Below are 24676 nucleotides of genomic sequence, written 5' to 3' on the forward strand. Positions count from 1 at the left end.
AACCCGAATTATGCATTAGAGTAATTAAAGGGGTTGTTCAGAGTTGAGATTTGGGAGAAAATTCCGTCCATCCACCGCCTTCGTTTAGTGGGCAAAGAGATCTTGAGGACCTTTTTGTTAGCGTGAGAAGCTGTCCATGCTCCTAATGCAAAGCAATAGGATCTGAGGGTTCCCAAGGTTGCCCGATTATGATGATTGAGAGCAAAATGACGGAATAGACTCATTAGGTTGTAGGCAACCATGATGAATCTGAAGGAGGCTTCGGTTGCCCAGAAGTCCTGTAGGCAGAAGTTTTCCAGACCAAAGTCATACTTGAGTTCCTTGATTCTGTTTTCACAGTCTGCTCTGTTGTTGTACATGTTCCATATTTGATCCAGAGGAAGATCCATGTTGGTCACATAGCAGCTGTAGCGATAGCCTGGCTCATCCTCAAAGAGCATCTTGCCTGAGGCATTTGGCCTGATGTCGATTTGCTTTTTGACCAGGATATACCTTCTGGGTTTTCCGTTTTCGTGGCTAAACTTCATTTCGCTTAGTTCAATCCCTTTAGCCAATCTGATCCAGTCTTTGATGGCCCAGACTTCGCTTTTCACGTTGGGATACATTCTCACGGCCATGATGTAGTTCAGCTGTTGCTCTTCCAGATACGACATCAGTTCTTCGGTGTAAAATCCGCTGTCTGCCCGCACCAGACCTATTTTCTGGTCTTTGAGTACCTGATTGAAAGTCTCCTCCATGAACTCCTTGCAGCTGCTGCTGGCAGCGGTATCTCCCGGACGCAGCCAAGCATTGGCTACCATACGCGTCTGTTCCACAAAAGCCATCAGCGGATGATGAGAATTCCGGCCCCGTTTGTTGGGATTGTATCCTTTGGCACTGCCCTGCTGATCCCCATAGCGAGTGATGACAGTACTGTCAAAATCTACGGTGAGGCTTCCGATATTTAGCTGGTCAAAAAACCAATGCTGCAGTTCAGGAAAAATCTCTGTGTTCAGTGACTGGGAAAACTTGCCAAAAAAACGACTGTAGGTACTCTGAGAAGGCATGGTGTCCCAGCCGAATATAGAGTGGAGAACCTGATCATATCGTAGCCAATCACAATGAATGTAGCGGCTTGCCCCCGTCCAGATGCCCAGCCAGAAGCTCTCCACGATCTGCTTGGGATCATATCCCCGGTTAGATCCCGGTTGGGGAAGGTTAAGCGTTTCCAACTTTTCCCGGATCCTTACCTGATCAATAAATCGTTTCATTAAACTCATCCCTCCAAATGGGGTAACTGGCTTGGAGGAATATTCAATTGGAAGGTTAACCATTTTGGTGCTACTATTCATACTTCAAAAACAGCTTGTCCAACAAAATTTAACCACTTTTGGACTCAAATCGAAATCCTATTGCATAATCAAGGTTCAATACCTGTGCGCCCCCCTTCTAGTTGTAGAAAATATAGTTTGGGCTAAGCGTAGATTGCATCTACGCTTTCATATCCTTCGGAATTTGTAATTCCCATTTCCCACAAGTTCAACCCCTACAGGGTTGCTAAAACCAATAAGGACCATCCATTGCCACCCCCGGTTCCACCGGGGGCTATTCAAAAGTTTGATCCTTACAGGATCGTTTATCTTTGGCATGGAAAACAAGTATTTTAGGATCGTGATTTACTTGTGATTCCCTTTCCATAATTTAACTATCAAATGACCACGAAGTGGTCAAACCTTGAATAGCCGCGGGTTGTTGGGTGAGCTTGCGAACCCCAACCCGTGGATAAAACGATCCACCGCCAATGGTTTTCACGACCCCAAAGGGGTCGAACTAATTTCCACTTCATTTCTTCCTTGCCATTTTTGAATTAATTCACGATTTTCAAATCATCTTTTTCAATCAAAATCAATACGTTATGGCCACACATACCCAACTTTTGTATCACCTTGTTTTCTCCACCAAACACCGTGAACCCACCATCGTCCCTGATCAAAAGAAGCGCCTATTTGCCTACATCCACCAGCTTCTGACCAATAAAAACTGCCATCTATACCGAATTAATGGGGTGGAAGATCATCTACACATTTTGACTCATGTCCATCCTACAATATCTGTTTCTTCTTTGATTAAAGACATTAAATTGGCAGCAAATGATTTTATAAAAAAGGAAACAATTTTTCCAAAATTTAAAGGTTGGCAGGATGGTTATGGTGCCTTTTCAGAATCGATTAAAGAAAAAGACCGGTTGATCAAATACATCAAAAATCAAGAAGCGCATCATCGGAATTTCTCGTTTAAGGATGAGTACTTGGCGCTTTTGAAAGAACACGAAATTGAATTTGATGAGAAATATCTTTTGTAGTTTTAACCTCGAAACCCCAGAAGTTCAACCCGCTTCGGGGTTGTCTCCTACCATCCTGACTTTCATTCCCCCCGGTTCCACCGGGGGCTCCGCCACGGCGGACAAGTTATTGAAAGGTTCGACCACTCTGTGGTCATGAATTCCACAATTGATGATCAAGGAAATTTTCTGACCCCTGAAAGGGTCCAACCTCTGAATAGCCGCAGGTGAAACCCGTGGTAATAAAAATCAATTTGTGATGGTTTTTCCGACCCTGTCTGCGTCAAGCAGGCCCGAAGTGGGTCGAACTAAAAGCTTATCGTTTATTTTCTTTTCCAAAATTTTCCATCTCCACTGGTTTGTTATGTAATTCCCTAGCCCAGATAGCTCAAAGTCACTTAGGGTATAATAATGGGTGAAAAATTCTTGAGACCTTCGGTCTTTTTAAGATTGTGATTTAGAAGCGATTTGATTTTTCTCCTCGACTTTATTCAATGAAGATTGTTTAGAAGATCTTCAAACTCTTCATCAGATTCATTTCCAGGCCAAGTACCTATTATCAATTTCAGCGGATTAAGCAGTTTTCCTTCCGAAATTTGTCTTGTAATTTGTTCTTCCAGATTTTCATATTTAACTCTTTTAGGAGAAATACCTAAAAAGTCTTCCCAAGACATCTTTTCTATTTTATTATCCTGTTTTCTAGGTTTTGGTTGCATTTTTTTTAAAACCTCCTTTCCAAATCTGAAAATATAGTTTTCCGCTTACCTTTCTAACAACTTCTCCAACCTTGCCATCATCTCATCCTTTTCCTTTAGCATCCGCTCGTAAAGAGCGATTTTCTCTTCGTGAAGTTTTAAAAGTTGATCGACAGGATTAAATATTGGATTCTTATTTACAACTGAGGAGTTATCATTAAATGTACTTGAAATGACTGTAACCGCTTGTTCCTCATCAAACTTCTTAATTGCTTCCACGGGGATTTGGAGGATTTCGCCGACCTGACGAAGTAGCTCCTCCTCAATCTCTTCTCTCTGCTCTAGAAGACTGATTTTCTTTTGGGACCATTCAGGTCCAAGTTCGAAAGCCAAGGCCTCCTGCTTGATGCCCATCATCTCCCGAAATCTTTTGATATTTCTGCCGTGGTGGATTTTTTCGCTCATAGTCTATATCTCTTGCTTAAAAATAAGAATTTCCTTCGAAATGGATCAAACTAAATTATTCCATTGTCAAGCATGATCCAAGGAAATTTGGATTTTCTATGACAAGCATTGACTGAATAAATGGATTGGGCTAAAGCCCAGGGTATATTTTATTTCCACATTTTACCTGCAGCTGAAGCTGGATGCAATTCAGTAGCAGATGGCAATTCGAATCACCGAGCCAATGAATAGGAATGGTGCTTTAGCCCATTCCAATAATTGATCTTATGATGGATGGAGGCTTTAGCCCAATTAGGAGAGCAGAAGCTGGATGCAAACCAAAGTCTCAATTTAAATTGGGTAAATAGAATTCAGGATTTTTTGATTCATAAACCTTGAATAGGAGTGGCGCTTTAGCCCATTCATAAGAGGACAAAGCAAGCTTGGATGGGCTTTAGCCTACTTCTACAGAATAATTTATCCCCTGATCCTTCTAAAGCATCCATTTTCTGAATAGGCTATCTCAAAGACTGTCCTGAATTTAGGCCCGAAATCAAACGCCTAAATCATGTATCACTACCTCAATACATTTGAAAATGAAGGGATCTGTGAAGATCTGATGGATTGCCACATGGGCTTATATCGATTTTTCTGTGATTATTCGGAACTGAGCTTCTGGAAAAATGACCTTTCAGCTATTTTTGAGCAGGTCTTGCAACATAATCCAAGTTTCAAGCTTCTAAGCCCCAAATCGATAATTAACCAGGGAGGGGAATTTTTGCATTTGATTTATATCGGATTTTTTCTCTTCCAAAAAACTCAATTCCCTCCCTGTCCAAACCCATCATGGAAAGAACTTATTCTTAAACATACTAGAAAGAGAAGCCCTTCTCTAGTTGATAGAATCCGTCATTTACCGCAGTACCTTAATCCAAAGGAGATTGAAGATCCCTATTTAGTACTCAAGGACTTTTATTATCGACGGCAATGTTTCGATTGGGCCAGAAGGTGGAATCAACTGATTGAGGAATCGTTCAGCAGTATAACTTGTCTCGAACCTGAGGATATAGCATTGTTCCAAGCAGATTTTAGGGATTTTTATAAACTCCTAGAAGCTATCTATCTGATATATGTACGCCATTTCTCTCCTGAAATGCCAGATGGATACGATTCCTACAATTTAAACTTTCCCGTAATGTTTTAATTCAACTGCCAACAATCATGGAAAACACCTTCAGAACATTTAGAAAAAAATACCGCTGTCAGTCCAAGGAGCAGGCTTTTAAGGTATTGGATGATATTTTTGGCACCATTGCAGATCTTCCCTATTGGATAGCCAAGGTTACTACCATTCAAAATTCAGTTTTTGATTCTCGATCCATCCCCCACAAATTACTTCCGGATGCAGTACACTACAACGGTCAGGTATTTTTAAAGCTCATCAATGCAAGCATGTTTTTAATGGATTTTCCGCCGATATCGAAGGAGGAACTGAATTGGAAACACCTGATCGATGATTTAATTGAAAGCAGATATTTAAATCAAGAAAAACCAGATGCTTTTTATCATCTTTTGGCCTATTATCCACGGCATCTTAGCCAAGGTCAAATATTAAATCCAAGTAGATTTATCCGAAAGTTTTTTAAGCGTAAAAGCCTTGAATCCTGGATTCGTCGATGGAATCATTTTCGGGAAACAGCCTTTTACAAATTTTCTATTACAGAGGGTAATGAAGGAGCGTATTTTAAAGATTTTCAATACTTCCTCAAGCTAACAGAGGCTTCCTACCTGATATACGTTCGTCATTCTCCCACCCAAAACCCAAACAGCTATGCTTCAATTTGAGACTAATCAAGCGCCTGACGATCTATTCAACCTATTTCCAAAAAATGAAATCAACAAATACCTCTGGGAAATGCTTCAAGGTTGGATGATATTCTTAACCCAGCGGGAAAAAGATGATCTGGATATTGCAACCCGAATGTACTTTTATGAGCTTTTGAATCATTTGCTGAGTCATCTTGACCGGAACCGAGAGTTGCCCAAAGAAGCACTATCTACAAGAGAAATAGATGTACTCAGTTCGGCACTAATAGAACTTCTACATCCTTTGGCCATATACCGGAAAGAATCAGCTCAAATCCAGCACTGGTATATTTTACTCCCACATTTAAGTCCTGACGAACATGATGAATTGGAGACTGTGATTGGGTTTTTGGGCTCTTGTCAGTCAGGGAATCAGATTCATTGCATTTCGGCTTCCTACCTTAAAAAGAATTTGGAAATAGGCAACCCCTACCTTTGGTCGGAAGTTCTCCCAAGTGAAGCATATTACCTTGCACCGGGTTTTGAACCACTTCCTTTGTTTAAGGACAAAGAGCAACAGCAGGTATTCTCAAAAGCAGTAGAGCGACTTGAGATAGGATTAAAAAAGGCAGAGGAATTTTGGGTATTGGCACAGCAAACTGAAGGGAATATGAAACCCTTTCTTTTGCACCAAACTACCGAAATGGCCCTAAGATCCATCCTGTTTGCATGGGAAAAGCTGGACAAGAAAACCCATGAAATTCGAGTTTTGCTCCGCTTCGCCAGTAAATACAATTCAAAATTTCAAGAAGTTTTTTCAGGAGAAGATGAATTAATCTTGAACCTGATCGACAAATGCTACACCAATACCCGGTACAAGGAGGATTTCAAGGTAGAACAGAAATACCGATTAAAATTGGAGCATAAGGTAAAGCAAATCTTAAGCTACTCAACTGATGAATTGGAAAGATTAAAGGGTTTGGCTCTTGCAAAGGGAAATTATAATTGATATTGGGCTTATTCCCAAGGTATCTTTCATTTCCACCCCAATGGATCGGGGCAGATAGCAATTTTAGGGCATTTGCTAATTAATAGGAGTGAGCCTTTAGGCCATTCATAAAAAAGTGAATGGTGACAATTGGCTGGGCTTTAGCCAAAATCTAAAGAATAAAATATCCCTCAATCAATCTAAATCATCGCCTTTTTGAATAGGACAGAAATCCTGAAATAAAGAATTTGGTATTCAACCAAAATAAAATCTATCATGAAACCAATTGTAATCCACTTCTCCAATCTTGTCGATTCTGCACTTAGTATAAATGGAGACATCCATATTCATCATTCCGAATTCGATAGCAATATCCTCGATTTGCTTTTACGCTCTTTGGAGATCAATAGAAAGTTGATTTCGGGTTTTTGTACCGAATGGCAAAATGAAGAAGATCTCTACACAGAAATCCAAAAACTCATCAAGCAGCAGCGTACTTTGGAACTTGATGTGGCCAACAACCTAAAATCAAAATCAGATGGAATGCAACTTTAAAACATTTAAACGGAGATTTCGAATAAGCTCGGAAAAACAAGCTCTTCAAGAGGTAGATAACCTTTTGGAGTCCATCGCAGGTTTTCCATATTGGATAAATAAAATGAAGATTATTCAGCAACAGGTTTTTAACCATGAACCTGTCTGGGAGGATTTATTTCCTGATTGTATATTTTATCAAGGAAAGCTGATTTTGAAATTTATCTATGCAGGGGAGCATCTCATAAACTGTAGACCGAGTCCTTCGGTTACTGCTCAATGGGATAAGATCATAAGTAACCAACCTCAAGATATAAAACTTAAAAATTATCCGGATTATGTGAAGTTATTGGTTGAATCTCCCAAACACCTGACTAGTGAGGAGATCCTCGATCCCTGTTCTTTTTTGAACAAATTCTATCGTAAAAGAGCGGCAATTCAATGGGCGAAACGCTGGAATCAATTTAGAGAGTATGCGACATTCACATTTTCAATTTGCGAAGGAGATGAGGGAGAATATCTCGAAGATTTTGAGTATTTCTTAAAACTAGTTGAAGCCATCTACCTCATTCATTTATCTCAAAAATATATCCCTTTGGCAAATTCATAATTCAAAATTAACTGATAAACAGAGTAGGTGAATTTCCAAGAATATATCCAATAAGAAAAATCTTTAGAACTGGAAGTTTCCCAAAATTTAAACCCATCCAATCATGATACCTACTGAAATTAATTATCACAAAGAAGAGTTATTTGATTCAATAGCTGAATCGTCTACGGAGATCTATCTTTGGGAGCTATTGCAAGCCTGGATGATTTTTCTTTCTCAAAGAGATTTAAATGCTGAGGAAGTCAGTAATCGACTTTTTTTCTTTGAATTACTAGATAATCACCTTCAAAAGGGTAGAGAAGAATTCGACCGAAACCGCCTAGAAAAAAAACTTGAAAGCCAAAAAACTAATCCTTCCTCGTAGTTTTAGGTTTACTAGAAGTGTAGCAGCTTTATCCCTTTTTTTTGTCTATATGGGCTTTTAATTTTCACTATGACTTCAGCAAATCTTCTATTGAAATTATGTTTGGGATTAGTTGAGTGGAATATTCTTATTCAAGAATCAATCCAGATACATACATTTACACCAATTATCAAAACTTGATATGATCAGGTTTATTTAGGGTATTTGTAGGGTTTTTACAGCTTAGATTTAGGGTTAAATTTTATTTAAGGGAGTATAAAGCCTCATTTTTGATTTAATCTGATATTAAAATATTAAGGGTTTAATTGATTTATTTATCACAACCAATTAAATTACCTTTAGTTTTAATTAAAATTGATCTAAAATGGGAAATCTACCACCAAAAAACATCTTCTTCCCCCAAGGGAAAATCGGCAATTTGGTCTTTTACACCCTTAATGGTAAAACGGTAGTTCGGACCCGTCCAGGAGGAAGTCATAAAAACAAAACTCATCCCTCTAAACTTCAACTCCTACAGAGAGAAAAACTAAAAACTATTAATCAATTTCTTAAACCTCTAAAACAGGTGTTGGATTTCGGCTATCAGGAATTTCTCACCCAGAGCAAAAAGGGTGTACATTTAGCCTATTCAGAATTAAATCATAAGGGATATAACCATGATCGGAATCCTAAAATTGATCCTGCTTTTTTGAAAATCAGTAAAGGAAGTTTACTGGAGCCCCAAAATGCATTTTTTGAAAGAGTGGATTCTGGAATCCGCATCCATTGGAGCAATAATTCAGATGAAGGAAAATCAAAATCGAGTGATGAGGCTTTTATAGTTCTTTACCAGCCTGAGGCGGAAAAGTATATTTGGATAAAGGATCAATTTAAAAGGTCTGATGGTTTAGCGGAAATCAATCTTAGCGAGGCAAATAGCAATTTTCCATGGCATATTTATTTTGCTTTCAGTCAATTCAATAATTGGAAGAAATCTTACACCCTTTCAAATTCTATTTATTTGGGAAAATTGGTTTTATAGCAAGGCTTTCAATGCCTTGTTAGATAATATAATAGAGTGATTCAGAGCCCTGAAGGGGCGACCTGTTTTTTTGCCGATTGGCACCGTGATCATTTATTCAAATCAATGTATTATCGACCCCAAATGGGGTCAAACCTTTCAATAGCCGCGGGTGAACCAAAGGTGAAATCCGTGGATAAAATGATCCAGTGCCAATGGTTTTCCCGACCCCGAAGTGGGTCGAACTTTATTTTGATCTTTTTTTTCCTTCACAGAAGTTCAACCCCGTTCGGGGTTGTTGTCCACCATGGTATCTGGGTCGATCAAACCCCCGGTTCCACCGGGGGCTATTCAAAAGTTTGACCACTTTGTGGTCATGATTCCAAATCACCGAAAACTAGTTTTCCGACCCCTGATAAAGCCCGTCCCGATGACTGAAAGGATATCGGGAGGGTCAAATTTTTCAATACCTGTGCGCCTCAGACGTAGCCATGGGTAATGGATAAGCGAAGCGAATCCATACCCATGGAAAAGATGACTACCTTATAATGTTTTCCCGACCTCGAAGCGGGCCGAACTTTATTTTGATCTTTTTTTTCCTTCACAGAAGTTCAACCCCGTTCAGGGTTGTTTCCCACCATGGTTTGTTATGTTACCATTTCCCTAGGTTGCACCTAGGGCTATTGAGATGTTCGATCCTTTCAGGATCTTTTACTTTCCCATAATGTGTTCCAAATAATGACCCCTGATAAGGGGTCAAACCTCTGAATAACCGCGGGTGAAACCCGTGGAAATCACGCATCAATGGTAATGGTTTTCCCGACCCCGAAGCGGGTCGAACTTTTTCTTCCAATTACAGGACGTGCCTTTGGCACTTTTGGCACACTATTTCAGAATTTATGAATACCTCATAATTTATTAAGGAAGAAGGTTATGGATGCATAGCCCAGCCCTGGAGGGGCGTTTTGTATTAGCACCAAATTCGATTTGGGGCTTAGATAATATAATAGAGTGATTCAGAGCCCTGAAGGGGCGACCTGTTTTTTTGCTGATTGGCACCGTGATCATTTATTCAAATCAATGTATTTTCGACCTCGAAGCGGGTCGAACTCTTTTTTGCTGTCACAGGACGTGCCTCCGGCACCTTCACTTCGGTCTCCCGTCTTCCATCTTTTTGCCCCAAATCAAAGGTTTTTGACTGCAGAAATCATTGAGGTTATTCAAATTTATTTAATTCCTTTTTCATGATCTGAATTTGTCTGAACTCATCCTTCAATTTTTCAAAGTCGAGGCTATATTCGTAGATTTTTTGATATCCTGATTTTTCATAAAATCTTTTCGCCTGATGTTTGGAAACCATTGCCTCCAACCAAATAGCATCTAGATTCTGCTCTTTGGCTATATTTTCTAAGTATTTCATCAATTGAGCGGCGATTCCCTGACCATGAGTAATTCGGTCCAGATAAAGTCTATGGAGCTTCATAGCATTTGGAATTTCCACTTCTCTGGGAGAAAAAGGATAATCATATTTAAATATTCCTACCTTCTGCTCGTTCCACTCCACAAAAAAATAATGAGTTCGACTGCGTGAAATCTCTTTGGATAAATTTTCTCTGTTATAAATCAACTCTAAATACCAATCGCCGGTATCCTGCCAGAAATCCGAATAAGCCTCCTTATAAATTTTATGCATGAGTTGATGAAGCAATTCAAAGTCTTGCTCTCGTATCGGAATTAACTTGAGGCTATCCGTTAATTTTATCATGGTGTTAAAATTAAAAAAAAGGCCATTTCAAAAGCAATCGCATATCAGCCTAAGCGGAGTCGAAGGCCATTTCAATCTTTCTGGCCTACATTTCGACTTCGCTCCATGTGACAAATGCATTACTAATGAAACAGCCTTTTAGATATTTTTAGGCTCTTATTTCCGCTTCAAGGCCTTCTTAGCAGCTTTCACAATATTCGCAGCATTGAGACCATATTTATCGAGAAGGGCAGTGGGAGTTCCTGACTCTCCGAAACTGTCATTGACACCCACATATTCCAAAGGAGCAGGATTGTTTCTTGCCAAGGTCTGAGCTATCGCATCTCCCAATCCACCATTAATCTGATGCTCTTCAGCGGAGACGGCACATCCGGTCTTCTTGACAGATTCCAAAATAGCCTCTTCATCCAAAGGTTTGATCGTGTGGATATTGATTACTTCAGCAGAAATACCTTCTTCTCTTAGCATAGCCTCAGCAACATTCGCTTCCCAAACCATATGACCTGTAGCAAAGATGGTGACGTCTTTACCATCTATCATTTTCCAGGCTTTTCCGATTTCGAATTTTTGATCAGCAGGTGTGAAAATAGGCCAACTTGGGCGTCCAAATCTTAGGTAAACAGGACCCTCATACTCCGCAATCGCCAAAGTGGCAGCCTTGGTTTGGTTGTAATCACAAGGATTGATCACAGTCATATGGGGAAGCATTTTCATCATTCCCAAATCCTCCAGAATCTGGTGAGTTGCACCATCTTCACCTAAAGTCAAACCGGCATGAGAAGCGCATATTTTGACGTTTTTATTCGAATAAGCAACGGATTGTCTGATTTGATCATAAACCCTGCCCGTTGCAAAATTTGCAAAGGTTCCCGCAAAAGGTATTTTGCCTCCTATCGCCAAACCAGCTGAAATGCCTATCATATTTGCCTCAGCAATTCCTGTTTGGAAAAAGCGCTCAGGGAATTCCTTTTGAAAAGCTCCCATTTTCAGAGAACCAATCAAATCCGCACAAAGGCCTACTACATTTGGATTTTTTCTTCCTGCCTCCAGAAATCCGTCACCAAATCCTGAACGGGTATCTTTTTTCTCAGTATATGTAAATTTTAAGTATAAGCTCATGATATTCTTTGTGTTGGGTAGATTAATAATCGCCTAAGGTTTCCTCTAATTGTCCTAAGGCATCGGCTAATTGCTCGTCACTAGGAGGGGAGCCATGCCACTTGTGAGTTCCGACCATAAAGTCAACCCCATATCCCATTTCTGTATACAAGAGGTTCATTACAGGCTTACCTTTTCCTGTCAAGGACTTGGCTTTTTCCAATCCCTCAAGTACGGAGCTTAGATCATTTCCTTTTTTGGTTTCGATTACTTCCCAACCAAAAGCTTCCCATTTGGCCTTGAGATTTTTTAGATCCATCACTTCTGTAGTTGGACCGTCGATCTGTTGACCATTATAATCTACCGTGGCAATCAAATTATCCACTCCAAAATGAGCAGCATACATGGCAGCTTCCCATACCTGACCTTCTTGCAATTCTCCATCACCCATTAGGATATAAACCAGGTGATCATCTTTGTCCAGTTTTTTGGCCTGAGCAACGCCAAGTGCTACGGATAGGCCTTGCCCCAGGGAACCTGATGCTACCCGAATACCGGGAAGGTGTTCGTGGGTTGCTGGGTGTCCCTGCAGTCTGGAATTGATTTTTCTGAAGGTTTTGAGTTCTTCAACAGGAAAATAACCGCTTCTCGCTAAGACTGAATACCAGCCTGCGGAGAGGTGACCATTGGAAAGGAAGAAAATATCCTCACCTTTTCCATCCATTTTAAAGTCAGGATTGTGTCTCAACTGATCAAAATACAAGGCCACAAAGAATTCTGCGCAGCCAAGTGGAGCTCCGGGATGTCCGGATTGCACAGCATGCACCATTCTCAGTACATCTCTTCTGAGTTGAGTACAGATTTTTTGGAGTTGTTCGATAGATTGTTTTTCCATTACGGAGGTTTATTTTAGGATTTGAGCAGTGTGTTCTTTGGTTTTTACTTTTTCTATAATCTCCTCTATTTTCCCCTCTTCATCAATTACAAAAGTGGTTCTTGCAGCCCCCATATACTTTCTTCCATACATGGATTTTTCCACCCAAGTGCCATAGAGCTCGTGAACTTTTTTATCCTCATCTGCAATCAAAGAGAATGGAAGCTCCTGCTTGTTTATAAATTTTTGGTGAGACTTTTCAGAATCGGAACTGATCCCCAAAACTACATACCCGGCTTTTTGCAGGGCTTCATAATTATCTCTGAGGTTACAAGCCTGAGCAGTACAGCCGGGAGTATTGTCTTTAGGATAAAAATATAGGATTACTTTTTTTCCTTTAAAATCAGAGAGTTTGATGGTTTCTCCCGTTTCAATTTTTGCTTCAAAATCTGGTGCCTTTTGGCCTACTTCTAATGACATACGTTTAATTTTTTTAATAAAACATGAATTAAGCGATGGTTCCTTTCCATTCGGCTACATTACCAGCCATGTCAGTTACCCTAAGAATAACAGGTCCGCGGAAGGGATGTTTATCCAGTTTTTCTGACCAGATCAATGCCTGCTTATGCTCATACCGCATCAACACCCATTTCCCATCTACTTTTGCTTCGAAACTCTGAATTCCGGATAAATCATCCCGAATGGAAAAGCGGATTTCTGTGGAATTTACTCTCACAGGAGTTATGCTGGGAGCCTTGATGTCTTCAGCAAGCATAAAAGTACCAAAATTTCTGGTTTTAAAGCGGATTGCTCCGTCTTCCCAAGTTCCTCCTACAAAAGATTTACTGCCTCTGCTATTGACTTGGTATACATGAGTTCTGGATTTATTCAAATTTCCTGGACTGGTGTTCCAGAGCACTTCCATGGAATTCCATAAATATTCCGAAGGATCATTGATTTGTAATCTTGCAGAACTGCCTGTCCCACTTTCCTGAATTCTTAGATACAAATCATCCAATAGGGTATTTTTATCAAATTTGATTTGAACATCTCTTTGCGCAAAAAGCTTTTCTTCTCCAGCAGGAATGGCTGCTTTGAGTGGGGTGCTGATTACTTCTGAGCAAAGATCAATTTCTTCAGGAATTCCAAATTGCATATCCCACAAATAAGTCCGGCTATTTGCATCTTGATAGGCAGGCAGCATTTCAAAAGTCCGGGTACCCACGTAAAATTTAGCCAAGCCTCCGAGTTTGGATACTGGAGCCTTAATTTTAAGAATATTTCCGATATAATCCACTTGAGCTTTACTAGGAGTGGCTCCATCTGCGACTACAAATTCCTGATCCTTTCCCTGCAATGAGAATTGAATTTTTTGAGTATTTCCCAAAGCATCGATCAGGCGCAATTCATAAATTTTTCTTTTTCCCGGCTCCAATTCCAAATGTCCTATCCCAGCCTGATGAGGTCTGAGATATTCAAATTTCAGGTTGGGTTGATAGTAGAGCTTCGAAAATCTGTTTTGGTGCGTATGCAGCAAAAACTGTCGGGTAAAATTGAAATCTACTTTATCAACTGTTACTTGAAAAAGCAAGGAGTCATTTTCCCGAATTTCAAAATATGGAAACCCATTTCTGTTACTAGCTCCGTCCAATTGGTCAAAGCCTTGCACTTCAATTCCTACTTTTCCGGTGATTTGAATGGTTTGAGGTATTTTGTATACGCCACCACCTGCAACAGGAGTGAACTCCATTCTCTCAAATTTTCCATTAATTCTGGAATCAATTTGAAGGGGGACAAGTGCTAATTTCTGTGGAGTAGGAGCTATGTTGTCAAGGATTTCCGGAAAACCAAAAAGAAGCGGATCCATAGCCCTGTCCAGACTGTCTCTAATTTCAAAATGTAAATGAGGACCACCTGAACTCCCAGTGTTTCCTCCATCAGCTATGCGTTCTCCTTTTTTGAAACTCAGTTCTCTTGGGGTAGGGTATAACTCCAACTCATTGACTTGGGCTTCGTACATGCGTTCTATCATGTACTGATGAAGCTTGGGATTAAAATTTCTCAAATGCCCATAAAGGGTTATGTGCCCCGTTGGATGCTTTAGATAGATGACATTTCCATAGCCGTAGGTGGAGATTTTGATTCGGTGAACCCAGCCATCTGCAGCTGCATAAATTGGTTCTCCTTCCACGCCTCCAAACTTATAATCAAGCCCAGTATGGAAATGGTTGGGTCTTAATTCAGAGAAATTTCCGGACAAATAATTCCTTCCTCCAGGCTTAACAGGCGATCGGAAGTAATCCCGAATGACTCCCTGAGAGAATGAATTTTGACCAAGAAAAAGAAATAAAATGAATACGGGTAGTAGTTTACTTAACTTCAAAATCAAGCATTTTTTGGGTTCCAATGAATCCTTCCAGTCGATCTCCAATTTTGACAGGACCTACTCCTGCCGGAGTTCCTGTATAAATCAAATCGCCTTTCTTCAACGTGAAAAATTGGGAAACGTATTCAATTATCGTAGCAAAATTGAATAGCATTAAGCTGGTATTTCCTTGTTGCTTGATTTCCCCGTTTATCGTAAGGTGAAAATCAATGGATTCCAAGTTGGGGATCTCTGAAACGGGGATAAAATCACCAATAGGAGCTGAGCCGTTGAAGGCTTTTGCTATTTCCCAAGGCAAACCTTTGGCCTTGCATTGATCTTGAAGATCACGGGCCGTAAAATCAATTCCCAGACCTATTTCCTCGTAATACCTATGAGCAAATTGCTTTTGAATGTACTTTCCCTCTTTGCTGATTTTCAGCACCAATTCAGCTTCATGATGAATGTTTTTTGAAAAATCAGGATAGTAAAAAGCTGCCCCATTTTTCAATAAAGCTGTATCTGGTTTCAAAAAAACTACCGGATTTCCGGGGGTTTCATTTTTTAACTCTTCAATATGAGCCGCATAATTACGGCCAATGCAGATAATTTTCATAGGTTTTAGGGCTTTTATAAAGCTTGAAAATGGTAGGAATTTCCAAACGTGAAAATAAGCATATCCTTGGCAAAAAGTGGATGAAAAGCCGAGAATAAGGATAATTTTACTCGGATGGCTTGAAGCGGATCAAGAGTTTTCCCTTTTCATCAAAAAACTCCAAAAAGTTATCCGGTGTGAGTTGATATTGGGTGGTGGATTGGACAAAGCTAAAACTTCCTTCTTGAATGGGGTTTTGGCCAAGGCAAATTTTATCAGCTTCCAACCGATAATAGGTATGCGCTAATTGGATTTTTCTTTCCCCTACTTCCCCCATACCTGTGATTCCTTTAAAACAACCTCCATACGTTTCAAGCGTTCTGCTTAATTTTTGAATCCGAATAAAAATTGGAAAATAGGGTTGTTCCGGTATGGATATATTTTGCCAAGCTCCCTCGATTGATCTTATCCAATCTTTTTGTTTCTCTAAAATAGATTTCAATTTGAATTTTTGAGAAGGTTGATCCACTTCATATTCTACTTTTAGTTTGTAAAAATATCCTTCTTCAAATTTAAAGCCTTTAATTTCGAAACTCTCCGGTTGACGTTTCCACTTAGAGTAATCTAGCTCTTCATTATCTTGAGTAAGAAAAAAAATTCCTGCTTCGGCATTGGGATATAATTCTGAATTCAGGAGATACGGATATACCCAAATGATTTTTGTTTCCTTTTCAGCACAGGAAAGGAAAATGGCTAAAAGTAGGCATAAGTATTTGCTCGCCTTCATCTCAATTAATTTATCCCAGACAGGCACTTTCCCTTCCATAATAAATGTAAGGATTATTTCTTTTCATTGGAAACTAGCCCAAAGCTGGAAATGGAATTATTTATATTTGAATGATCCAAGCCTAGAGTATAGGTTTCATTTACCCAAAAGATATAGTTTTATACGCTGCTATCTTTTGATAGGAAATTATCTTATATCCGGCTATTGAATTATCCAATCGCATAGAAGAAACTAATTCTAAGCTTAACCAAATGCTTATTTTTAAATTCATCAGCTACTTCTGAGATTAAAAGGCAAAGGAGTTGGGAGAAATATTCAGAGTGACAAAAAAGATCCGATCAAGGAAAGGTTTATTGCTTAAACTTGATAGAGTTTACAACCTTGAATAGTTCAGAAGCCCAGTGTTCGTATACTTTTCCTGATGGGTGCAACTGATCCTCAACGACCATATCGGGCTGAGCACCTACTCGGCGATAATGTTCAGTAATCTCCACGAACTTCACTCCAAATTTCCCGCAAACGCTTTTCTTTGCCTGGTTGTAGGCATCGATTTCAGCAGCAACTTTCTGCTTGTCAGTGGATCTTTTATCAGCAAAAGGAGTGACTCCCCAATCGGGAATAGATACGACCACCACTCGGTTTGGTCTATTTCCTGCAAATCCAATTGCTCTTAAAAGCATTAATTCAAAGTCAACCCGATAATCGTCTACGGATCGTCCTCGGTATTGATTATTTACTCCGATTAATAAGGTGACTAAATCATAGGGAGTGCCTGTTGGAGCAGCTTCATTGATTCCTTTATCCAATTCGTCAACAGTCCATCCGGTTTTGGCAATGATCTTAGGTTTGCCCCACTTGAGTTCGGTCTGAGTATTTAATTTTTCAACCAGAATGTTGGGGTATCGATCCTTTTCAGGTACTCCCTCTCCAATCGTATAACTATCTCCTAATGCAAGGTAGGTTAAAGGTTGATCTTTCACGGTGGTAAAATTTTGGGGTAGCTCTATGCTCGCTGTGTTGCAAGCTAAAAGAACTGATATAAAAATAAATAAACTATACATTTTCATCTGTTTATAATTTGTTTTTCAAAGGTCAGTACCTGTCCCGAAAATCGGGATGGAATCTTCGCATTGATTCCCCGATACATCGGGGCGTTTCTCTGTGTGTCACTTTGGGTCGTGCTCGATTTCATCTGTTTATATTTTGATTTTTAGAGGTCAGATGGAATGCCCAAAATAATCATCCCCTTGTGTGAGATTTTTCCTCATGGGCATTTCATCTGTTTATAATTTGTTTTTCAGAGGTCAGTACCTGTCCCGAAAATCGGGATGGAATCCCTGCCTGCAGCAAGCAGGTCGTACCTTTTCCCTGATACATTATGACATACAAGTGTGGGTCGCTTGCGTCGTGCTCGATTTCATTAGGATTGAAATACTGGTTTCAGCAACTCTATTGAGCCTTTTGTAGAATCCATTCGGACTTCAGCTCCATTAGGAATGATGAATTGTTTAGAAATATGGCCAATCATTGCACCTGAATAAGCTGGAATATTAAGAGGTAAAATATAATCATCCAAAACCTGATCTACGGATAATGAACCATATCCACCTCCCGGCTCACAGTCACTGCACTGACCAAAAATAAACCCTTTAATCTGGTCTAATGTTCCATTGAGCTTCAGTGTACTCATCATTCTATCCACTTTATAAGGATCTTCTCCAATATCTTCTGTGTATAGAATGGCATCTTTGAAATCTGGATAGTAAGGAGTGCCACTCAAAGCTGTCAATACGGTCAAGTTGCCACCCAAAATTTTCCCATCTGCTGTTCCTGCTTTGAGCACTTGAATTCTGTTGTTTTTAATGACCAAATCATCTCCTTTAACTTGTTCATTTTTATATTGAACCAGTTTTTTCTCAAAAAACAGTTGATTGAAGGCTTGAACATTGAAACTGTTCCAACTGCCGGTTCCATTGGGTCCATGAAATGAAATAAGGCCTGTTTGGGAATGAATGGCACAATGAAGAGCGGTAATATCCGAATAGCCCATCAAGGGCTTTGGATTATTTTTGATCAGTTTATAATCGATCAATGGTAAAATCCGCGCTGCTCCTGAGCCGCCTCGGATACAAATAATTGCCTTGACAGTCGGGTCTGCAAACATTTGGTTTAAATCCGATGCTCTTTCCTGATCTGTGCCAGCCAAATGACCTCTTCTGTTTTTTAGATTTTCTCCGAGCTTAACTTGGAAACCAAGGGCTTCCAATGCTTCTTTGGCGAAGGTGAATTGCATCCTGTCGGCAGTAGCAGCTGAGGGACTTATTAACCCGACCACATCTCCTTTTTGGAGGGATTTTGGGAGTAAAGTACTTGGGTTACTTTCAGAAGAAATGGAATTGAATCCGAAGAAAGGACTGGCTCCGGCCAAGACACCGAGTGATTTGAGAAAAGTGCGTTTGTTCATCCAATGAAGATTTTTGTGAATTTAATTCAATTACAATATATCCCTGGTCATGACCAGTACCTTTTCCATTTCTCTTCTTATCTCAGAAGCTTTCCAGGGATAGTTGGAATTCATGAAAGCAAAGCAATAGAGCTTTCCCGACTTAGTTTTAATTAGTCCAACCAAGCTGTGATTATTACTCATAGTACCAGTCTTTGCAAAAATATAAGCTTGGGCTGCCTGATAATTATTTTTGATCGTGCCGGATTTGCCGCCAGTCGGAAGGAGTTCAAAAAGCATTTGATCAGGTACTACCCGATACAATTTTTCAAAGAGCCCCACCATCGTTCTGGGAGTAAATAAATTATACCTGCTCAAGCCACTGCCATCCACCCAAATAGGTTGATCCGGTAAATCCGATAAATAGGTTTTGATAATGTATTCTATCGCCCTTTCAGAATTTAATTCACCAAAAAGCCGATCTGAAATCATCAATAATAATTGCTCCGCTAAAAAATTGTCCGATTCCAGCATCATTTCTTTTAAAATCGGGAATAAAGGTGCTCCTCTCCAAAGTTTATGGTTTTCAGGTAACTTTTCTGCCTTGTAAATCCAATTCTTCCCCGTCTCATTTTTCGCGAACTCTGTCAAAAGCTGTGGGGAAGTAATAAATGGTAGAAAGTCCTCTCTTCCTCTGTAAGAATCGGGGTTATAGTAAAAAGTATTGGAATGGAAGTCTCTTTCCATGTCTTTTGTTTCCTTTTCATTGGTACGGATCGATGACTGAAATTTTGTTGGAAAGACTTTAGGGTTGACTCTTCCTGCAAATACGTGCATTACATTCCCATAGATAGGAAGAGAAGATCGTTCAGCTGCATAATAATATAAGTAATCATCCCATTGCCATCCCGCTCCAAAAGGTGTGGACTTAAGGTTGGCGTCTGAAAATTGAATCACTGAATAAGGCTTGAAAAAATCCTGAAATTTGGGTTGGGGCAATTTTTTATAGTTCCAAGAAGGATCTCCAGCTCCCCAAATCTTTAAGGTGTCCCCTGATTGGACATATCTTAGGGTTTGGGTGCTATCATTCAAAATTAAGATACTAGAAAACAAGGTAAATAGCTTTGTGACTGAGGCAGGAGTAAATCTCATTTGAGAGTTTTTCTCATATAAAACCCGCTGGGAATCCAGATCATAAAGCATGAAACCTGTCAAATGTCCTGAAAAAAAGCTCCCTTCTCCTAAGGCATTTTCAAGTTGTAAATACTGATCTCTTGTCAACTGGGCCTGAGCCTGCTGAAAGACGATCAAAAAAAGAAAAATAGTAATAATTCTAATCTGCAAGAATTTGGTCATTGCGAAGTGCTGAGTAAAATAATCCAAGCCAACCCATGATAAAACCTACTCCACCTAATGGAGTAATGGCCCCCCACCAAGTTACACCAGACAGGGAAAGAATATAAAGAGATCCTGAAAAGACGATTATTCCGAAAACCATACTCCAGGAAGCAAATACCAAGCTTTTCCAATTGGGTTTGGTCAATTTGATAATACCGATTAAGGCAATAGCCAAGGTATGGTAAAAGTGATATTTCACCGCCGTTTCAAAAGTGTCGGCTCTTCCGGTGTCCGCCAATGTATCTTCCAATCCATGTGCCCCAAATGCTCCTAAGCCTACAGCTATAGCTCCGGAAAGTCCGGCTAGCATGATCAATTGTTTTCCGTTCATTAGCTCTTGATTAATAATTTCTTGCTCCAAAAATTGCAGAACCTATCCTGACCATAGTACTTCCTTCTTCCTGCGCAATCAAATAGTCTCCGCTCATGCCCATGGATAAAATTTCCATTTTCATGAAGTCAGGAAGGGGATTGGTTTTGAGTTCCTCGAAGTGATTTTTTAAACCCTGAAATTCTCTTCTGATCTGTTCTTCATTTTCGGTGAAGGTAGCCATCCCCATCAAGCCTTTGATTGTTACATGACTGAGCTCAGAAAAGTCTGGGTCTGCCAGCATCTCATCCATCTCTTTTCTGTCAAATCCGAATTTGCTGTCTTCTTCAGCAATATGCATTTGCAACAAGACAGAGATTTTTCGATCTATCTTTTTTCCTTGCTTATTGATTTCTTTTAAAAGCTTGAAGGAATCCACTCCATGAATCAAATGCACGTAAGGTGCAATGTATTTGACTTTATTTCTCTGCAAATGCCCGATCATATGCCATCGGATATCTTCAGGGAGTTGAGGTTGCTTCTCCTGAAGCTCTTGAACTTTGTTTTCCCCAAAATCCCTAATCCCAGCACTATATGCCTCTTTGAGGTCAGTTATAGGCTTGGTTTTGCTGACTGCTACAAGTAAGCATTCTGGATTTTTAAAGGTTTTTTTTACGTTTTCAAGATTTGCTTTGATATCCATTTTCTATTTTTAAGCTCTTAAATTTTTGAAAAAGGCCAAGACAAAGATATGGCGATCATCAGTACTTTACTAAAGAAAGGCATTCGCTTGAGAGAAAGTTTAGAGCAAGAGTACTCTCAACCTATAGAATTGCAAAAACAGGCTTTGAAAAAACTGCTCATAGCCTCAAATAGAACTGCCATTGGAGAAAAATATGATTTTTCGGGAATTTTAAAATCTTTCAAAGGAGGAAATGATCAGTTTTATGAAAAATTCAAAAACTCAGTTCCGATTTATGATTACGACAAAATCTATAAAGAATGGTGGCATAGATTACTCAATGGGGAAAGAGATATCACTTGGCCGGGAAAAGTAAAGCATTTCGCCTTGAGTTCAGGTACATCGGGAGCCGCATCGAAATATATTCCAATCACTAAAGATATGGTGAAGGCCATCCGAAGAACAGGAGTGAGGCAGATTTTAAGTCTTTCGAAATACGACTTGCCTAAATCACTTTTTACCAAAGGTATCTTGATGTTGGGAGGAAGTACCGATTTGGAATTTAATGGCACCTATTTTTCTGGTGATCTAAGTGGAATCACTGCTGGAAAGTTGCCTATTTGGTTTCAGCGTTTTTACAAACCCGGGAAAAAAATATCCAGAAATAAGAATTGGGGAGACAAGCTGGATCAAATAGTCGAAAAAGCACCTAAATGGGATATTGGGATTATTGTGGGAGTTCCAGCCTGGTTGCAGATCTTATTGGAGAAAATCATAGAAAAATATCAAGTGGCTCATATTCATGAGATTTGGCCCAATCTTCAGATTTTTGTCCATGGAGGGGTTTCGTTCGAACCCTATAAAAAAGGTTTTGAAAAGCTATTGGGAAAGCCGCTTACTTATATTGAAACCTATTTGGCTTCTGAAGGATTTTTGGCCTTTCAGGCTTTACCAGGAAGAAAGTCTATGCGACTCGTGCTGAACAATGGGATTTTTCATGAGTTTGTGCCTTTTAACGACAAAAACTTCGATGAAAATGGCTCCATTCGCCAAGACGCAGAAACATTGAAAATTGATCAGATTGAGGAAGGAAAAGATTATGCAATACTGATTTCAACTTGCGCCGGGGCATGGAGATATTTGATTGGGGATACTATTCGCTTTGTTTCGAAGGAGGAGTCTGAGATCATTATCACTGGCAGAACCAAGCATTTTTTGAGTCTATGCGGAGAGCATTTGTCGGTGGATAATATGAATAAGGCAGTAGAGCTTGCTTCTAACGAGTTTGATATTACAATCAAAGAATTCACTGTTTTGGGTGAGCCTTACAAAAATTTATTTGCCCACCATTGGTACATCGGAACCAATGATGCAGTGGATGCCCAGCAATTGGGAGAAAGAATTGATGCCCTGCTAAAAGAGTTGAACGACGATTATGCTGTAGAGAGAAGGCATGCTTTAAAGAAGGTGTTTTGTGAGGTTAGACCCAGTTCTGACTTTTATGATTGGATGAGAAGTCAGGGAAAGGAGGGAGGTCAAAATAAATTTCCCCGAGTTCTTAAAGGCGAAAAAGCCGAATCTTGGAGGGAGTTTTTGAAAAAGAAAGGAGCCGACTTTTGATCACTGCTTTACTGGAAGGCTTGAGTATGGGGCTCTTGCTTTCTGCCCTTATCGGCCCCGTTTTCTTTACGCTGATTCAAAGTAGCTTGGAGCATGGATTTAGATATGCTGCTTTGGCCGCTTTGGGGATATTGGTGTCTGACTGTATCTATGTTTTGATCACCTATTTTGGTGTCAGCTATCTTTCTGGGATTGATCATTTTGAATTCGTTTTAGGGGTTTTCGGAGGCCTGGTTTTATTTGGTTTTGGGATTAGTAATTTGATGAAAGCCAAAACTTCCCGTCCTAATTCTGGAGGGATTACTCTGCCAATCCAAAAAAAGACGGCTTTTATAAAGGGTTTCAGCATCAATGGAATTAATCCCTTTGTGCTGTTATTTTGGGTTTCGATAGCCAGCTTAGTGCATTTGAAACCTGATTATGGAAAGGCTGAAGCAGGTAGTTATTATTCAGGTATTTTAGGAACCGTTTTTTCCATTGATTTACTGAAGGCTTTTATAGCAAAAAAATTAAGGCCTTTGGTTACGCCCCGATTGATGAAAATTTTGGGCTTTTTGGTAGGCTTTATCATGATAGGATTCGGTACTAGGATGATCTATTGGGCTTTAAACCAATAAAAGAGGCTGTCTCATTATATAGTTTCTAGGTCAGCCTGAGCAGAGTCGAAAGCCTTCTTCTAATCTGGCCAACATTTCGACTTCGCTCAATGTGACAACTCCACTATTGAGACAGCCTCTTTAAATTTATAAGCAGGAAATGAATTAGTCTGCTAGGTATTTTTCAACCATTGCGTAAGGCATATCGAAAGCATCAGCTACTGCCTTATACACGATTTCACCTTGAATTACATTCAATCCTAATTTCAATTCCGCATTGTCATTACAAGCTTGTTTCCAGCCTTTTTCTGCAAGTTGGATTGCGTAAGGAAGGGTTGCGTTAGTCAATGCCAAAGTAGAAGTGTAAGGTACAGCTCCTGGCATGTTAGCCACACAGTAATGAACCACATCATCAATGATGAAGGTTGGGTTCTCATGTGTAGTCGGCTTGCAGGTCTCAATACAGCCGCCTTGATCCACGGCCACGTCAACTAAAACGGTTCCTGGCTTCATATCTTTCAACATATCTCTGGTGATCAAGTGAGGTGCTTTGGCTCCCGGGATCAACACTGCGCCAACTATCAAATCAGCAGATTTGATCATTTCTCTGATGTTGTATTCATTAGACATCATAGTGTTCACATTGGCAGGCATGACATCATCCAGGTATCTCATTCTTGGAAGAGATACGTCCATGATTGTCACGTCAGCTCCTAAGCCGGCAGCCATCCAGGCAGCTTGGGTTCCTACGATTCCACCACCTAAGATCAAAACTTTAGCAGGCAATACACCTGGCACTCCACCTAAAAGAATTCCTCTTCCTTTCAATGGTTTTTCGAGGTAGTTAGCACCTTTTTGAACAGCCATTCTACCGGCAACTTCAGACATTGGAATCAAGAGTGGAAGGCTTCTGTCAGCTTTCTCTACAGTTTCATATGCCAAACATACCGACTTGCTTTCAACCATAGCCTTGGTTAGTGGTTCGTAAGAAGCAAAGTGGAAATAGGTGAACAACAATTGGTTTTCTCTGATGAGTTTGTATTCAGATTCAATAGGCTCTTTTACCTTCATGATCATTTCTGCGATCTCGTAGGTAGCTTCTATAGTTTGAAGAATTTTTGCGCCTGCATTTTCATATTCTTCATCTGGGAAACCACTACCTTCTCCAGCTGTGTGCTGTACGTATACAGTATGGCCTCTTTTTACCAATTCTTTCGCTCCTGCAGGAGTTAGAGCTACTCGGTTTTCGTTGTTTTTAATTTCCTTTGGAACACCTATTATCATGGCAAGTCTATTTGGATTTAAATATGGCGGCAAAGATAGTAAGCCAGTTTATTCTAATCGCATTTTTAAGAATAGTATTTGGTCTCATTTTGAAAAAT

26 protein-coding genes are annotated in these 24676 nt (G+C 39.8%); 10 read left to right on the top strand and 16 right to left on the bottom strand.

Features of this window, described 5'->3' with window-relative positions; translation table 11 throughout:
* Nucleotides 1–8 precede the first annotated feature (8 nt).
* On the bottom strand, nucleotides 9–1331 hold the full coding sequence (locus FL972_RS08365) for an IS1380 family transposase (RefSeq protein ID WP_144603723.1): 1323 nt from the start codon (nucleotides 1329–1331) through the stop codon (nucleotides 9–11).
* 563 nt (nucleotides 1332–1894) lie between these two features.
* On the opposite strand from FL972_RS08365, the gene tnpA reads away from it, so the two are divergent.
* Nucleotides 1895–2341, top strand: coding sequence for an IS200/IS605 family transposase (tnpA, locus tag FL972_RS08370; protein ID WP_144604718.1), 447 nt, complete (start codon nucleotides 1895–1897; stop codon nucleotides 2339–2341).
* A gap of 470 nt (nucleotides 2342–2811) precedes the next feature.
* On the opposite strand, the gene FL972_RS08375 is transcribed toward tnpA, so the two are convergent.
* Both FL972_RS08375 and FL972_RS08380 read right to left on the bottom strand, forming a co-directional pair.
* Nucleotides 2812–3036: a hypothetical protein gene (locus FL972_RS08375; RefSeq protein ID WP_144604720.1), complete on the bottom strand. Its 225-nt coding sequence runs from the start codon at nucleotides 3034–3036 to the stop codon at nucleotides 2812–2814.
* Nucleotides 3037–3081: 45 nt separating this feature from the next.
* Nucleotides 3082–3480, bottom strand: coding sequence for a helix-turn-helix domain-containing protein (locus FL972_RS08380; RefSeq protein WP_144604722.1), 399 nt, complete (start codon nucleotides 3478–3480; stop codon nucleotides 3082–3084).
* Nucleotides 3481–4027: 547 nt separating this feature from the next.
* Here FL972_RS08380 and FL972_RS08385 point away from each other — a divergent pair.
* The 7 genes from FL972_RS08385 to FL972_RS08415 all read left to right on the top strand — a co-directional run bounded on the left by FL972_RS08385 (nucleotide 4028) and on the right by FL972_RS08415 (nucleotide 8782).
* Complete coding sequence (locus tag FL972_RS08385; protein WP_144604724.1) at nucleotides 4028–4663, top strand: hypothetical protein; 636 nt, start codon at nucleotides 4028–4030, stop codon at nucleotides 4661–4663.
* Nucleotides 4664–4680: 17 nt separating this feature from the next.
* Nucleotides 4681–5304, top strand: coding sequence for a hypothetical protein (locus FL972_RS08390; RefSeq protein WP_144604726.1), 624 nt, complete (start codon nucleotides 4681–4683; stop codon nucleotides 5302–5304).
* On the top strand, nucleotides 5291–6274 hold the full coding sequence (locus tag FL972_RS08395) for a HEPN domain-containing protein (RefSeq protein WP_144604728.1): 984 nt from the start codon (nucleotides 5291–5293) through the stop codon (nucleotides 6272–6274). The genes FL972_RS08390 and FL972_RS08395 overlap by 14 nt, the downstream gene beginning before the upstream one ends.
* A gap of 255 nt (nucleotides 6275–6529) precedes the next feature.
* On the top strand, nucleotides 6530–6808 hold the full coding sequence (locus tag FL972_RS08400) for an MPN domain-containing protein (RefSeq protein WP_144604730.1): 279 nt from the start codon (nucleotides 6530–6532) through the stop codon (nucleotides 6806–6808).
* 103 nt (nucleotides 6809–6911) lie between these two features.
* Entirely contained in the window at nucleotides 6912–7397 is a 486-nt protein-coding gene (locus FL972_RS08405; RefSeq protein ID WP_144604732.1) for a hypothetical protein, read from the top strand.
* A gap of 103 nt (nucleotides 7398–7500) precedes the next feature.
* The gene (locus tag FL972_RS08410; protein ID WP_144604734.1) at nucleotides 7501–7761 is read left to right on the top strand and encodes a hypothetical protein; all 261 of its coding nucleotides are present in this window, start codon (nucleotides 7501–7503) and stop codon (nucleotides 7759–7761) included.
* A gap of 364 nt (nucleotides 7762–8125) precedes the next feature.
* Nucleotides 8126–8782, top strand: coding sequence for a DUF6266 family protein (locus FL972_RS08415; protein ID WP_144604736.1), 657 nt, complete (start codon nucleotides 8126–8128; stop codon nucleotides 8780–8782).
* Nucleotides 8783–9977: 1195 nt separating this feature from the next.
* Here the strand turns inward: FL972_RS08415 and FL972_RS08420 are convergent.
* From FL972_RS08420 to FL972_RS08475, 12 genes are all read right to left on the bottom strand, one after another.
* Nucleotides 9978–10526, bottom strand: a complete 549-nt coding sequence (locus FL972_RS08420; RefSeq protein ID WP_144604738.1) for a GNAT family N-acetyltransferase — start codon at nucleotides 10524–10526, stop codon at nucleotides 9978–9980.
* Nucleotides 10527–10682: 156 nt separating this feature from the next.
* Entirely contained in the window at nucleotides 10683–11645 is a 963-nt protein-coding gene (locus FL972_RS08425; RefSeq protein WP_144604740.1) for a transketolase family protein, read from the bottom strand.
* A gap of 22 nt (nucleotides 11646–11667) precedes the next feature.
* The gene (locus tag FL972_RS08430; RefSeq protein WP_144604742.1) at nucleotides 11668–12519 is read right to left on the bottom strand and encodes a transketolase; all 852 of its coding nucleotides are present in this window, start codon (nucleotides 12517–12519) and stop codon (nucleotides 11668–11670) included.
* Between the two features lie 9 nt (nucleotides 12520–12528).
* Nucleotides 12529–12978, bottom strand: coding sequence for a thioredoxin-dependent thiol peroxidase (bcp, locus tag FL972_RS08435; RefSeq protein ID WP_144604744.1), 450 nt, complete (start codon nucleotides 12976–12978; stop codon nucleotides 12529–12531).
* A 28-nt stretch (nucleotides 12979–13006) separates the two neighbouring features.
* Nucleotides 13007–14881, bottom strand: coding sequence for a M23 family metallopeptidase (locus tag FL972_RS08440; RefSeq protein ID WP_144604746.1), 1875 nt, complete (start codon nucleotides 14879–14881; stop codon nucleotides 13007–13009).
* Nucleotides 14868–15479 carry a fumarylacetoacetate hydrolase family protein gene (locus tag FL972_RS08445; RefSeq protein ID WP_144604748.1) on the bottom strand — a complete coding sequence of 204 codons (612 nt, stop codon included), beginning with the start codon at nucleotides 15477–15479 and terminating at the stop codon, nucleotides 14868–14870. The genes FL972_RS08440 and FL972_RS08445 overlap by 14 nt, the downstream gene beginning before the upstream one ends.
* Before the next feature lie 106 nt (nucleotides 15480–15585).
* Nucleotides 15586–16245, bottom strand: a complete 660-nt coding sequence (locus FL972_RS08450) for a DUF4377 domain-containing protein (RefSeq protein WP_144604750.1) — start codon at nucleotides 16243–16245, stop codon at nucleotides 15586–15588.
* A gap of 350 nt (nucleotides 16246–16595) precedes the next feature.
* A complete protein-coding gene (locus tag FL972_RS08455; protein ID WP_250161324.1) occupies nucleotides 16596–17225 on the bottom strand; it encodes an SGNH/GDSL hydrolase family protein in 630 nt (209 codons plus the stop codon).
* A gap of 440 nt (nucleotides 17226–17665) precedes the next feature.
* Nucleotides 17666–18709 carry a S66 peptidase family protein gene (locus tag FL972_RS08460; RefSeq protein ID WP_144604754.1) on the bottom strand — a complete coding sequence of 348 codons (1044 nt, stop codon included), beginning with the start codon at nucleotides 18707–18709 and terminating at the stop codon, nucleotides 17666–17668.
* A gap of 30 nt (nucleotides 18710–18739) precedes the next feature.
* The gene (locus FL972_RS08465; protein WP_186300061.1) at nucleotides 18740–20032 is read right to left on the bottom strand and encodes a D-alanyl-D-alanine carboxypeptidase/D-alanyl-D-alanine-endopeptidase; all 1293 of its coding nucleotides are present in this window, start codon (nucleotides 20030–20032) and stop codon (nucleotides 18740–18742) included.
* Entirely contained in the window at nucleotides 20022–20417 is a 396-nt protein-coding gene (locus tag FL972_RS08470) for a DUF423 domain-containing protein (protein ID WP_144604758.1), read from the bottom strand. The genes FL972_RS08465 and FL972_RS08470 overlap by 11 nt, the downstream gene beginning before the upstream one ends.
* A gap of 10 nt (nucleotides 20418–20427) precedes the next feature.
* Entirely contained in the window at nucleotides 20428–21099 is a 672-nt protein-coding gene (locus FL972_RS08475) for a YggS family pyridoxal phosphate-dependent enzyme (RefSeq protein ID WP_144604760.1), read from the bottom strand.
* 48 nt (nucleotides 21100–21147) lie between these two features.
* On the opposite strand from FL972_RS08475, the gene FL972_RS08480 reads away from it, so the two are divergent.
* Nucleotides 21148–22698, top strand: coding sequence for a GH3 family domain-containing protein (locus FL972_RS08480; RefSeq protein WP_144604762.1), 1551 nt, complete (start codon nucleotides 21148–21150; stop codon nucleotides 22696–22698).
* On the top strand, nucleotides 22695–23315 hold the full coding sequence (locus FL972_RS08485) for a LysE family translocator (RefSeq protein ID WP_144604764.1): 621 nt from the start codon (nucleotides 22695–22697) through the stop codon (nucleotides 23313–23315). Before FL972_RS08480 ends, FL972_RS08485 begins: the two co-directional genes overlap by 4 nt.
* A gap of 144 nt (nucleotides 23316–23459) precedes the next feature.
* On the opposite strand, the gene ald is transcribed toward FL972_RS08485, so the two are convergent.
* Complete coding sequence (ald, locus tag FL972_RS08490; RefSeq protein ID WP_091654269.1) at nucleotides 23460–24578, bottom strand: alanine dehydrogenase; 1119 nt, start codon at nucleotides 24576–24578, stop codon at nucleotides 23460–23462.
* Nucleotides 24579–24676: the final 98 nt, after the last annotated feature.

This window comes from Algoriphagus algorifonticola, from assembly GCF_007655305.1.
Lineage (GTDB): Bacteria > Bacteroidota > Bacteroidia > Cytophagales > Cyclobacteriaceae > Algoriphagus > Algoriphagus algorifonticola.